This window comes from Pseudidiomarina homiensis, from assembly GCF_003987225.1.
Lineage (GTDB): Bacteria > Pseudomonadota > Gammaproteobacteria > Enterobacterales > Alteromonadaceae > Pseudidiomarina > Pseudidiomarina homiensis.
Window position 1 is genome coordinate 763,955 of record NZ_PIPX01000001.1, and the last position, 11,614, is coordinate 775,568.

At 50.1% G+C, this 11,614-nt stretch carries 14 protein-coding genes; 4 read left to right on the forward strand and 10 right to left on the reverse strand.

What is annotated here, in order from left to right:
- Positions 1–67: 67 nt before the first annotated feature.
- Complete coding sequence (locus tag CWI70_RS03600) at positions 68–715, reverse strand: hypothetical protein (protein ID WP_126770648.1); 648 nt, start codon at positions 713–715, stop codon at positions 68–70.
- Positions 716–913: 198 nt separating this feature from the next.
- Between CWI70_RS03600 and tsaA the strand changes: the two genes are divergently transcribed.
- Both tsaA and CWI70_RS03610 read left to right on the forward strand, forming a co-directional pair.
- The gene (tsaA, locus tag CWI70_RS03605) at positions 914–1,681 is read left to right on the forward strand and encodes a tRNA (N6-threonylcarbamoyladenosine(37)-N6)-methyltransferase TrmO (RefSeq protein WP_241967813.1); all 768 of its coding nucleotides are present in this window, start codon (positions 914–916) and stop codon (positions 1,679–1,681) included.
- 57 nt (positions 1,682–1,738) lie between these two features.
- Positions 1,739–3,445 (forward strand): proline--tRNA ligase, encoded by a 1,707-nt coding sequence (locus CWI70_RS03610; RefSeq protein ID WP_126770650.1) that lies wholly within the window; start codon positions 1,739–1,741, stop codon positions 3,443–3,445.
- Between the two features lie 192 nt (positions 3,446–3,637).
- Here the strand turns inward: CWI70_RS03610 and gpt are convergent, their stop codons facing one another.
- Together gpt and CWI70_RS03620 are read right to left on the reverse strand one after the other, a co-directional pair.
- Complete coding sequence (gpt, locus tag CWI70_RS03615; RefSeq protein WP_126770652.1) at positions 3,638–4,123, reverse strand: xanthine phosphoribosyltransferase; 486 nt, start codon at positions 4,121–4,123, stop codon at positions 3,638–3,640.
- A gap of 6 nt (positions 4,124–4,129) precedes the next feature.
- Positions 4,130–5,440, reverse strand: a complete 1,311-nt coding sequence (locus CWI70_RS03620) for an NCS2 family permease (protein WP_275540744.1) — start codon at positions 5,438–5,440, stop codon at positions 4,130–4,132.
- A gap of 145 nt (positions 5,441–5,585) precedes the next feature.
- Between CWI70_RS03620 and CWI70_RS03625 the strand changes: the two genes are divergently transcribed.
- Positions 5,586–5,906, forward strand: coding sequence for a 2Fe-2S iron-sulfur cluster-binding protein (locus CWI70_RS03625; RefSeq protein WP_126770653.1), 321 nt, complete (start codon positions 5,586–5,588; stop codon positions 5,904–5,906).
- Here CWI70_RS03625 and CWI70_RS03630 read toward each other — a convergent pair.
- From CWI70_RS03630 to CWI70_RS03660, 7 genes are read right to left on the reverse strand one after another with little or no spacing between them, the layout of a single operon-like run.
- The gene (locus tag CWI70_RS03630; protein ID WP_126770655.1) at positions 5,903–7,042 is read right to left on the reverse strand and encodes an ATP-NAD kinase family protein; all 1,140 of its coding nucleotides are present in this window, start codon (positions 7,040–7,042) and stop codon (positions 5,903–5,905) included. The two genes, CWI70_RS03625 and CWI70_RS03630, sit on opposite strands and share 4 nt — an antisense overlap.
- On the reverse strand, positions 7,039–7,602 hold the full coding sequence (locus tag CWI70_RS03635) for an elongation factor P hydroxylase (protein ID WP_126770657.1): 564 nt from the start codon (positions 7,600–7,602) through the stop codon (positions 7,039–7,041). The genes CWI70_RS03630 and CWI70_RS03635 overlap by 4 nt, the downstream gene beginning before the upstream one ends.
- Before the next feature lie 14 nt (positions 7,603–7,616).
- On the reverse strand, positions 7,617–8,690 hold the full coding sequence (aroC, locus tag CWI70_RS03640; RefSeq protein ID WP_126770659.1) for a chorismate synthase: 1,074 nt from the start codon (positions 8,688–8,690) through the stop codon (positions 7,617–7,619).
- 22 nt (positions 8,691–8,712) lie between these two features.
- Complete coding sequence (gene prmB, locus CWI70_RS03645) at positions 8,713–9,627, reverse strand: 50S ribosomal protein L3 N(5)-glutamine methyltransferase (RefSeq protein WP_126770661.1); 915 nt, start codon at positions 9,625–9,627, stop codon at positions 8,713–8,715.
- Positions 9,628–9,657: 30 nt separating this feature from the next.
- On the reverse strand, positions 9,658–10,179 hold the full coding sequence (gene sixA / locus CWI70_RS03650) for a phosphohistidine phosphatase SixA (protein ID WP_126770663.1): 522 nt from the start codon (positions 10,177–10,179) through the stop codon (positions 9,658–9,660).
- A complete protein-coding gene (locus tag CWI70_RS03655; protein ID WP_126770665.1) occupies positions 10,176–10,535 on the reverse strand; it encodes an RnfH family protein in 360 nt (119 codons plus the stop codon). Before CWI70_RS03655 ends, sixA begins: the two co-directional genes overlap by 4 nt.
- Positions 10,536–10,973, reverse strand: a complete 438-nt coding sequence (locus CWI70_RS03660) for a type II toxin-antitoxin system RatA family toxin (RefSeq protein WP_126770666.1) — start codon at positions 10,971–10,973, stop codon at positions 10,536–10,538. It lies immediately after the preceding gene.
- A gap of 136 nt (positions 10,974–11,109) precedes the next feature.
- Here CWI70_RS03660 and smpB point away from each other — a divergent pair, with 136 nt between their 5' ends.
- Positions 11,110–11,589, forward strand: coding sequence for an SsrA-binding protein SmpB (smpB, locus tag CWI70_RS03665; RefSeq protein WP_126770668.1), 480 nt, complete (start codon positions 11,110–11,112; stop codon positions 11,587–11,589).
- Positions 11,590–11,614: the final 25 nt, after the last annotated feature.

An 11,614-nucleotide genomic window follows, 5' to 3' on the forward strand; every position in this document is an offset into this window, starting at 1 on the left:
ATTTCTATCACTGGAGCGCGATCGCGAGCTTCGTCAAACTCGTCAGAAACTCTATGGCAATACTTAATTAGTCGTGCAGCGTGATGGTAATTTCGCCAATGCCCGCGTCGATATTAATGCGCGCATCGCCATCACCTGAAGCACGGCCTGAAGCGCTAATAAAGTGACGCTCATTATTGGTATGGTCGCCACCGCGAATTTTCACCTCACCAATACCGACATCAGTTTTAACATCAGCGATAGCACCGTAAATAGCCAAGTCTACCTCGCCAACGCCAAGGTCAATCTGCAGATCAGCTGCATCCAATTCGCCACTAACTTCACCAACGCCCAAATCTAAATCTATTTCAGCGACTTGCGGCATCCGTATGACCCAGTGCAATTCAATATCTTCCTGTTCAGGGACACGTAAGCGCAAGGTGTCGCCGCTTTGCTCAGCGGCCAGCTCTACGGCATCTAAATTACCATCGTTGAAAAAGGCTGAATCCCCTTCTTCCGCGACCAGCTCAACTTCCAGCTCATCACCACTTGAGCGTTCGAAGGTCACCGTACCAACGCCACTTTCAATATCAATTCTGGTTGCTTTGGTGACTTCGTAGGTAGCGTTAAAGGTACGTTCATGGGCATTGGCTGTGCTCGCAAAAGGCAAACTCAACGCGGTAACAGACGCGATTAAAAAGAAGGCGGAAAACCAAACAGACTGTTGGCGTGTCATTGTATTTCTCCCACATTTAGCAATTTTTGTTGTTCGCTTTGGCTCTTAAGACGCTGATGAACTTCAATAAGTTGACAGCACTAAGAAACTTTTAGGTTCTCTAAAGCTTATGCAGGGTCTGTGCCAACTTTTTTTATTTGTTTTTATTCAGCAACTTATAAAGTTACTACAGTTTAAAACGGAAGGCGTAGTCGTACTATGATTCGCCAAAACCACAAAAATATGCTGAAATTCACCAACCATTTCAGTAGCACCAACATCATGACGCACACTATCGAAGCTGTGGGGGTGATACATTCGCCCTATGCGCAAAAATTTGCAATCCCGCGGCAGCCAGGTCTCGTTACCGCCGCTCGCGCTGAGATCGAACTCTACGCCGGTTTCGACGGTGAAGCAGTTCGCGGTTTAACCGACTTCAGCCACATATGGGTGTTCTTCTTGTTTCATGAAAATTTAGCCCAAGGTTGGCAGCCGCTGGTGCGTCCACCGCGTTTGGGCGGCAATACAAAAGTCGGTGTTTTTGCCAGTCGTTCTACCTTTCGACCCAATGGTATTGGTATGTCAGTGGTCGAATTGCTCGCTATTCAGCAACACAATGACAAAACCAAATTACTGGTACGGGGCGGCGATTGGGTCAACGGTACCCCAGTTATCGATATTAAGCCGTACCTGCCCTACGTCGATGCGATCCCATCGGCGCAAGGCGGCTATGCTCATACCGCTCCGGAACAGCATTTAACGGTCGTTTATGCACCGCAGGCGCTGCAACAATTGCGCGAACTTGCCAACGCATACGCCAATCTAGAAGAGCTCATAACCCAAGTCTTACAACAAGATCCTCGGCCGGCGTATAAACGCAATAAAGCCTCAGAGCAAATTTATGGCATGCAACTTTATGACCTCAACATTCAATGGCGCGTCGAAGATCAACAAAACCTTGTCATAAACATCACGAAAGACTTTTGACGGGGCGCCGCTACTGGTAGAATTCTCGGCAACTGAACGAATACAAAAAGGGATATCATGCGGACCAGTCACTATCTTTTGGGCACACTCAAAGAAACTCCTGCTGACGCCGAAGTCATCAGCCATCAACTTATGTTGCGCGCCGGTATGATCCGTAAAGTCGCAGCGGGACTTTATACTTGGACGCCAACCGGTTTACGTGTGTTACGTAAAGTTGAGGCGGTGGTGCGCGAAGAAATGGAACGAGCTGGCGCTCTTGAAGTGTTGATGCCGATGGTGCAACCGGCCGATTTATGGGAAGAATCAGGTCGTTGGGAAGATTACGGTCCAGAATTGCTGCGTTTAAAAGATCGTAACCAACGTGACTTTGTGCTTGGTCCAACCCACGAAGAAGTGATTTCTGAGTTGGTTCGTAAAGAAGTAAACAGTTACAAGCAACTCCCTTTGAACCTGTTCCAAATCCAAACTAAATTCCGTGACGAGATTCGACCACGCTTTGGCGTGATGCGTGCGCGCGAATTCATCATGAAAGATGCCTATTCTTTCCACCTTGATCAAGCAAGCCTGCAAGCAAGCTATGATGCCATGCATGCAGCCTACTGCCGCATTTTTGAGCGTCTCGGCCTCGATTATCGCCCAGTGATTGCCGACACCGGTTCAATTGGCGGCAGTTCGTCACACGAGTTTCATGTTCTGGCAGACTCAGGTGAAGACGATATCGCCTTCTCAGATAGCTCTGATTATGCGGCCAACGTTGAGTTAGCCGAAGCTGTGGCTCCTGCGACAGAGCGTCCTGCGCCATCTGCGGCAATGGAAAAAGTCGCCACACCAAACGCGAAAACCATCGATGCCTTGGTCGAGCAATTCAAACTGCCAATGACGCAAACAGTTAAAACACTGATTGTGCATGGCAGTGAAGAAGGCAAACTCGTGGCACTCATGGTCCGCGGCGACCACTCTCTTAACGAAATTAAGGCAGCCAAGCTCGAGCAAGTGGCCAGCCCACTGGTATTTGCCAGTGACGAAGAAATTCGTGCTGCTATTGGCGCGGGTCCGGGTTCATTAGGACCTGTCGACTTGCCATTTGAGTTGGTCATTGATCGAAGCGTTGCAGTTATGGCGGACTTTGGCGCCGGCGCCAACGAAGATGGGTTCCATTTCTTTAATATTAACTGGGAGCGCGATGTCCCTCTGCCAGTTGTTGCGGACTTGCGCAACGTCGTTGAAGGTGATCCGAGCCCATGTGGACAAGGCAACTTACAAATTAAACGTGGCATTGAAGTAGGCCACATTTTCCAGTTAGGCAAAAAGTACTCGGACGCCATGAAAGTGGGCGTGCTTACCGAAACTGGGAAGCATGAGAATTTGCTGATGGGTTGCTATGGCATTGGTGTTTCACGCATTGTTGCCGCCGCGATCGAGCAAAATCACGACAAGTTCGGGATTACTTGGCCGGAAGCTCTAGCACCATTCCAAGTTGCGATTGTACCGATGAACATGCACAAGTCGGTGCGCGTACAAGAAACCGCAGAACAGCTCTACAGCGAACTGAAAGCTGCGGGGGTGGATGTTTTATTCGATGATCGCAAAGAGCGTCCAGGCGTGATGTTCGCCGACATGGAGCTGATTGGTATCCCACATCAAATCGTTATCGGTGAGCGTAATCTAGACGAGCAAGCGGTGGAATATAAGAATCGCCGCTCAGGTGAGAAAACCAAGGTGGCCATCAGCGACGCCGTCGCTACCGTTCAAAACGCCCTGTAGCCCGCAGTTTTACTGCGGGTTCTATCTAAACACTTCGTTGTACCCCGCAGTTCTACTGCGGGTTATATCGAATTGAACAAACATGGTCCAAACGTGTAGCCAGTCCCGTGGTAGAACCACGGGCTACGTTTACTCTCTAGGCAAACATGGTCCAAACGTGTAGCCAGCCCCGTGGTAGAACCACGGGCTACCTTAACTCTCTTGGCCTGCTAACGGTTCAACGTAGTGCAAGTGCATGTCCCACGGAAAGTGAATCCAGGTTTCCTGCTCCAAATCAGCGACATAATCGTCAACCAGTTCCATACCCGCTGGCTTCGCATAAACCGTGATGAATTTAGCTTTGGGTAAACGCTCACGGAGGAACTTAAGCGTATTGCCGGTATCCACCAAATCGTCGATCACCAAGAAGCCTTCACCATCTTCCGTACAGCTCACATCTTTCAATAGCGTAACGCTATCGCGTTGACTATCGTGATCGTAAGAACTTACACAGACGCTTTCCACTAAACGCACGTTTAGCTCACGTGCAACAATTGCCGCAGGGACTAAACCACCGCGACTCACCGCGATAATGCCCTGCCATTGTTCCGCTGGAAGCTGGCGCCGAGCCAACTCTTTCGTTGCCCGATGCAACTCTTCCCAAGAAACGAAAAATTCGCGATTTGTATGCCATCCCATGATGTCTTACCCCAACCAAATGAATTTTGCGACAAACAACGCTGCCAATACGGCAACACTCCAATTTAACTCTTTATAACGTCCACCCAGTGCTTTTACGACGACATAACTGATAAAACCAAGTGCAATACCGTCAGCAATCGAGTATGTGAGTGGTGTCATTAGCAGTACCACCGCCACCGGCGCAGCTTCGGTCACATCGTCCCAGTTTACTGAACGTAGCGTGAACAACATTAACACAGACACGTAAATGATAGCGCCCGCGGTGGCATAGGCTGGCACCATTCCCGCCAAAGGCGCAAAGAAAATAGCCAGTACAAAAAGCACACCAACAATCACAGCAGTGAGACCTGTCTTACCGCCTGAGGCAACCCCTGAGGCTGATTCGATATAGCTTGTCGTCGTCGACGTACCGAGCATCGAACCCGCCACTGAAGCGGTCGAGTCAGCCATAAGCGCTTTTTCTAGGCGCGGAAGCTTACCGTTTTTATCGGTCATACCCGCCCGTTGCGCGACGGCCATCAGGGTGCCCGAGGTATCGAATAAATCGACAAATAAGAACGCAAAAATCACGCTCAACATCGCTACATCAAAAGCTCCGGCAATATCAAGCTGCATAAAGGTTGGCGCTAAACTTGGCGGCGCCGCGACAATACCGTTATAGGTTACATCGCCCAACATCCAGCCAATAAATGTGATCAACAGGATGCTGATTAAGGCGGCGCCTTGTATTTGTCGTGCCACCAAACCAATAATCAAAAAGAAGCCTAAGCCGGCAAGCAATACCGACAGCTGTGACATGTCGCCAAGGGTTACCAGAGTGGCTTCGTGGGCCACGATAATATTGGCATTTTGCAAGCCAATGAGCGCCAAAAATGCGCCGATACCGGCGGCAATGGCAAGGCGTAAAGTGGCAGGTATCGAGTTGATAATCCACGAGCGAATACGTAACGCAGAAAGTAAGAAGAATAGAATCCCAGAAAAGAACACTGCACCAAGCGCAGCTTGCCACGTGTAGCCCATGCCCAGCACGACGCTATAGGTAAAAAAGGCATTCAGCCCCATTCCTGGTGCCAGCGCAACTGGATAGTTGGCCCACAAGCCCATGATCAAACAGCCAATAGCAGCCGCCAAACAGGTTGCGACAAAGACAGCACCCTGGTCCATACCCGCTTGACTCAAAATCGATGGATTCACAAAAATAATGTAAGCCATGGTCAAAAAGGTTGTGATACCACCAATCACTTCCGCCTTTACCGAACTTCCTTGAGCTTTGATTTTAAAAAGTTTTTCCAATACCGATTGGAATCCACTCACACGCAACTCCCCCACTCTGTCGCTCACAAATGAACCGCTTTAAAAAATTGCGCTAGTGTACCTGAAAGCAGGCAAAATTGCTCGGTCTATCTCCTTTAGAATTATGTTAGAATCGCCCCAAAATGATCGGCAGTAAGGAGTTTTCATGCCTAAAGTAATCTATATCGATGCCAATGGTGGCGAATTTGAAGCAGATGTACCGGTAGGTCAGAACCTTATGGAAGGTGCGGTAGATAACATGATCGATGGCATTCTTGGCGAATGCGGTGGCGTAATGTCATGTGCCACCTGTCATGTGTACGTACCCAAGGAATGGCAAGACAAACTTCCGCCTGCGTCAGAACGCGAAGAAGACATGCTCGACATGGCTGTCGAACCGCAAGATAACAGCCGCTTAAGCTGTCAAATCGAAATGACTGAAGAGCTTGATGGTATTACCGTGCACATGCCGCGCTCGCAATTCTAAGGCGCATCGATCTGCATAAAGACTTCGTCATGATAACCGGTGGTGACACGGATCAGACCACCGAGCTGTTCATCAACCTCAGCATCACCGGTATCAACCAACAACGGCTTGCCGTTTAACTGTTGTAATTTTGCTTTCGTCGCCACGACCCAAATCGCTTCTTTGCCTTCGGCTTGCAGTAGCTGTGCCAGTAGTGCCGAACTAAGTTGCTGATTGCCACGGCCAAAAATATGGCCTTGCCCACCAATAACCGTCACCACCAAGCGTGCGGGTTGCTGTTCAGTAACCACCCATTGTTCCAGCTGACGAGCAGTAACATCACTCGCCACGAGCTCACCGTTTTTAATCACATCAACACCTAACAAGGTGTTCGCTAGACCCAGCTCGTCCATCACCGCAGCCACCGTTGACCCGGAGCCCATGATGTAAAGTACGTCGTCTTCCATGCGTTCAATAACATCAGCGGCAATGTCGGTAAGAACGAGTTCATCGCTCTCTTTGCCGCCCATTTTTACCGCTTGCACATAGCGCAATTCTTCCGGTACCAACATTTCCCCATAGCGCTTAGCGCGCACTGTGCCAGAACGAAATGCCGTTTCATCGATGTCCATCACGTCAGCATGAGTCACGGTGGTCAGGTGTCCTTGCAGGATCTGCACCACGACTTTGCCCGCCGCCCGCGGACTTACCGCGTACACGCCAGAATGTATTTTCACGCCAGCAGGAATACCTAGTACCGGCTGTTCACTTGGCACTACCGCATAAACGTCGCGCGCCGTACCATCGCCGCCAGCAAATAACAGTAAATCGACGCCGCTCTCAACTAATGCCTGAGTGAGCGCTTTGGTGTCGTCAGCAGTGCTTGGTTCGTGGCCGTGGAAGATCACTTCACAGGGGACCCCAGCTAGCGCACAACTGTCCTCGCCTAGACCATTGGCTCCAGTAAAAATACGGCAATCAACTTTGCCATTGACCAGTTCCTTTAAGGCTTGGGCTGCGCGTTTCGATGCTTTGGGTTCAGCTCCCAGTTCGCGCGCTCGCGCCGCAGTCTCGGCACCATCACTGCCTTTTAGCGCAACACTACCGCCAAGTCCGGCAGCAGGATTAACCACCAAGCCTAAGCGAAATTCAGTCATGCTACCCCCTGCAGTTCATGGATGTGGTTGCGTTCCGCTCGCAGCTCAGCAAGTTGCGGCCAGGGTTGCCCATAATGCTCGGCGAGTAGGCGCGCAAAACGCTCCGCACGTACGGGTAATCCGCTGGCCAAGTAATCACATAGTTGATCATGCACGGCTTGGGTGAACGCTTCACGATTCACTTCACACCCGCCAAGATTATCAACGCTCACTTGAAAAGGTACGCCAGCACAACGCGAGAATAACCATTCAAGGGCTTGCGGCTTGCGTTCAACTTTTTCAAATTGCGCTTGTTGTGAAGCATCGCGGCCATCGGGTTCGTACCAGTAGCCATAATCTTCCAGTTGGCGGCGTCGGGCGCCAGCTATACACCAGTGGGCAACCTCATGCAGCGCTGAAGCGAAAAATCCGTGGGCAAATAGAATTTGGTGATCTTCGGTGGCGTTTGCTGCAGGCCGATACCATGGCTCATCGTCACCGGCGACTAATACCGTACGATAATCCTGATAGAAACAACGATGAAAAAGCTCGATAAGCGTCGAATAATGTTTACTACTCATAATCCTTTCGCTGCTTACTTTCCATTTTGCGCACGTTGACGTAGCCAATGGTCAGCAATGACCAGCGCCGCCATCGCTTCTACGATCGGAACGCCACGAATGCCGACACAGGGATCGTGACGACCGCGCGTGACTACTGTTTGCGGCTGATTGAAGCGATCGATGGTCTGCCCGGGCTTGGTGATACTTGAAGTAGGCTTAAACGCTACTTCGGCAATGACTGTCTGCCCACTGCTAATGCCACCAAGCACACCTCCAGCGTGATTACTTAAAAAGCCGTCGGGGCTAATTTCATCACGATGTTCACTCCCGAGTTGACCAGCAACGGCAAAACCATCGCCGATACTTACGGCCTTCACCGCATTAATACTCATCAGTGCTTTTGCTAAATCAGCATCAAAGCGATCAAACACCGGTTCACCTAGACCTGCAGGGACTCCGGTCACTTCCAATCGCACTCTGGCTCCCACCGAATCACCTTGCTTAAGCAAGTCTTTGAGGTACTCACCGGCGGCTTCAGCAACTGTTGCACTCGGCATAAACAAAGGATTTTCATGAACCTGCGGCCAGGCAAAGTCAGCGCTATCGCGAGCAACACTATGCGGGCCAATTTGCGTAACGCCGGCGAAAAATTCGATCCCAAACTGTTCTTTTAACAGTTTTCGAGCAATAGCTCCGGCTGCTACGCGCATTGCGGTTTCGCGAGCAGATGAACGTCCACCCCCGCGATAGTCACGGAAACCGTACTTTTTATCATAGGTGAAGTCGGCATGACCGGGCCGGTAAAGGTCCTTGATAGTCGAATAATCTTTGCTACGTTGGTCGGTGTTTTCGATCATCAAGCCAATCGGCGTGCCGGTGGTGCGACCCTCGAATACGCCTGACAAAATACGCACTTGGTCTGCTTCACGACGAGCTGTGGTGTAACGACTTTGCCCGGGCTTACGACGATCGAGCTCATACTGTAAATCAGTTTCACTCAACTCCAGCCCCGGCGGGCAGCCGTCAATGATCGCCCCCAACGCTGGGCCATGACTCTCGCCAAAGGTAGTGACGCGAAAAAGTTCACCAAAACTATTACCGGGCATAGAAGATCCTACGTGCTAAAGGTTAAAAGCTGGCTTGATGCTCCAGCAATTCTTGTCGTGTCAGTAAGAATACGCCATCACCACCGCGTTCGAAAGACAACCAAGTAAATGGTACTTCTGGATACAACTCCATCATGTGAACCATTGAGTTACCAACTTCACAAATCAGAATGCCATGCTCGGTGAGATGGTCTGGTGCTTCACGCAAAATGGTACGGACCAAGTCAAGACCATCCTCACCGGCCGCGAGGCCTAATTCAGGTTCATGATGAAATTCTGCCGGTAAGTCAGCCATGTCTTCTGCATCCACATAAGGTGGATTGGTCACAATCAAGTCGTAGCGTTGGTCGGGTACCGCACTGTAAAGATCAGAAACCATTGGGAACACCCGATGTTCTAACTGATGGGCGGCAATATTCTCTTCAGCAACCGTCAGCGCGTCAGGTGAAATATCTAACGCATCCACCTCTGCATCTGGGAAAGCATACGCACACGCGATGGCAATACACGCACTCCCCGTACACAGATCAAGTATGTGCTGAGGCGGTTGACTTAACCACGGCTGGAATTCATTTTCAATCAGTTCAGCAATCGGCGAGCGCGGGATCAATACCCGTTCATCAACTTTGAACGGCAGCCCTGCAAACCAAGCTTCACCGATCAAATATGCCGCTGGTTTACGCGCTTCAATCCGTTGCTGAAGCAATTGTAAAAACTGCTCACGCTCTGCCTGCGTCATCGTCGCACGGCGAAAAGCATCCAATTGCGCAAGGTCAAGATGAAGAACATGTGCCAATAGCACCTGGGTCTCGGTATCGGCATTGTCGGTACCATGCCCAAAGAATACTTCAGCACTGTGCAGGCAAGTTATTCCCCAGCGCCAGAAGTCTTCAATCGTAGTTAAATGTTCGGTAGTGGTTTCAGCAAACTGCGTCAACGTTGTTCTCCACTCGGATAAAGAAATAAATTAGGCAGGCTCGGCAACCGCCATACGTTCAAAGGTACCCTGCATAGCATCAGCATTAAGCGTGAGCTCAGCAATACCCGCCGTGGGAAACAAGATGGGCTCCATACGCGCATCAAGCTCAGCCACCAAATAACTTACAAATGGCATGTGTGAAACCAAGGCAACATGATGTGTTCCATGCCCGCGGCGCTGCAGTTGCACAAAGAGCCAGTCGGCAAACTGTTGCGCATTCCCTTCCGGCGTAATATCGGCACAATCAAGCTGCTCGGCAGCTTTCACCTGCTGCGTCAGAATCGCGGCAGTTTGCCGGGCACGAACATAGGGGCTAACTAATAACCAATCGAGTTTCTCAACGCCCTGCTCGGCAAGACATTGTTGCAGCCATTGCGCATTCATGACCACTTCTTGTTCACCGTACGGACTTAGTGGTCGAATGGCATCGCCTTGCAGCGCTTGCGAGGGCATCGCCTCACCATGGCGCATAATGTACAACTTCACTTGCTTAAAGCTTTGCTGTTTCACTCTTCATCACCATCGGTATTCTCAACGCGGCGACGACGTCCACCGGTGACGGGGTCGGCACGACCATCATCCTTCGCTTGCTCAGCACGTTTGCGCCGAATTGCTTTGGGATCAGCGATCAAAGGCCGATAGATTTCGATACGGTCGCCGTCGCGTGGTTCATGTTCCAGCTTAACCGCCTTACTCCAAATACCGACTTTTTGCTCGTTTAGATCGATTTCAGGAAAATAACGGGTAATTTGTGACTGCGAAATACAGTCCGCCACAGAAGTTCCTTTGCGAACCCGCAAAGGAATGATCTGCTGCCGCTCCGGAGTAGCATAAGCAACTTCGATCTGGATTTGGTCTTGGCTCATTTAGGGAGTCCCGTAAACCTGTTCCGCACGCTTTACAAAAGCATCAACCATGCGGCTTTGTAATTCATTGAAGATATTACCAAATGCTAAACCAAGCAAGCGATTGGCAAATTCAAATTCGAGTTCCAAAATAATCTTGCAAGCATTTTCATCTAGGGGTTGGAAACGCCAACCACCACGCAAATAACGAAACGGCCCATCGACTAATTCCATACCGATGCGGTGCGGTGGCTCAAGTGTATTACGGGTAGTAAAAGATTTCCCGACCCCAGCTTTACTGATATCTAAACGGGCGACTTTCGTTTGCTCAGCCTGCTCCAGTACTTGCGCCGAACGACAGCCAGGCACAAACTGCGGATAACTTTCAATATCATTGACCAACGCATACATCTGTTCATCGCTATAGGGCACTAATGCGCTTCGTTCAATGCTGGGCATACCGATTCCTTGCCTTCCGTTAAAATGCCCGCATGATACCGTAATTTCAGGGTGTGATCATCCATTCTCAATTGTCCTATGGGTTTCTCTGCAGAAACGAATTTTCTTTTACTATTGGATGCGTATAATAGCCGCCATGAGCAAAGCAAAATCCCCCGCAAATTCAGGAACTATCGCGCTTAACAAAAAAGCGCGCCATGAGTATTTCCTGGAAGATAAATTCGAAGCTGGTATTGCCTTACAAGGCTGGGAAGTCAAAAGCATCCGCGCCGGGAAGGTGAATATCGCTGACACTTACGTCATCGTCAAAGACGGTGAAGCTTACCTATTGGGTGCGCAAATTCAGCCTTTACTGTCGGCATCGTCGCATGTGGTCTGTGACCCCGAGCGTACACGCAAGCTGCTGTTGAAAAAACGCGAGTTAGACAAGTTGATCGGTGCTAGCGAACGTGAAGGCTATGCCATTGTCGCTACCGCTATGTATTGGAAGCGTCATTTAGTTAAGCTTGAAATCTATCTGGCGAAAGGTAAAAAGTCACACGACAAGCGCGACACCATTAAAGAGCGGGATTGGCAACGACAAAAATCTCGCATCTTGAAACATAGCGTACGTTGATTTTTTTACTTTGCACGGGTTGACA

Excerpts from the sequence above, each read along its gene's own strand:
- CWI70_RS03600 (WP_126770648.1), bottom strand. The coding sequence starts at position 715 with ATGACACGCCAACAGTCTGTTTGGTTTTCCGCCTTCTTTTTAATCGCG.
- tsaA (WP_241967813.1), top strand. The coding sequence starts at position 914 with ATGATTCGCCAAAACCACAAAAATATGCTGAAATTCACCAACCATTTC.
- CWI70_RS03610 (WP_126770650.1), top strand. The coding sequence starts at position 1,739 with ATGCGGACCAGTCACTATCTTTTGGGCACACTCAAAGAAACTCCTGCT.
- gpt (WP_126770652.1), bottom strand. The coding sequence starts at position 4,123 with ATGGGATGGCATACAAATCGCGAATTTTTCGTTTCTTGGGAAGAGTTG.
- CWI70_RS03625 (WP_126770653.1), top strand. The coding sequence starts at position 5,586 with ATGCCTAAAGTAATCTATATCGATGCCAATGGTGGCGAATTTGAAGCA.
- CWI70_RS03630 (WP_126770655.1), bottom strand. The coding sequence starts at position 7,042 with ATGACTGAATTTCGCTTAGGCTTGGTGGTTAATCCTGCTGCCGGACTT.
- CWI70_RS03635 (WP_126770657.1), bottom strand. The coding sequence starts at position 7,602 with ATGAGTAGTAAACATTATTCGACGCTTATCGAGCTTTTTCATCGTTGT.
- aroC (WP_126770659.1), bottom strand. The coding sequence starts at position 8,690 with ATGCCCGGTAATAGTTTTGGTGAACTTTTTCGCGTCACTACCTTTGGC.
- CWI70_RS03655 (WP_126770665.1), bottom strand. The coding sequence starts at position 10,535 with ATGAGCCAAGACCAAATCCAGATCGAAGTTGCTTATGCTACTCCGGAG.
- CWI70_RS03660 (WP_126770666.1), bottom strand. The coding sequence starts at position 10,973 with ATGCCCAGCATTGAACGAAGCGCATTAGTGCCCTATAGCGATGAACAG.
- smpB (WP_126770668.1), top strand. The coding sequence starts at position 11,110 with ATGAGCAAAGCAAAATCCCCCGCAAATTCAGGAACTATCGCGCTTAAC.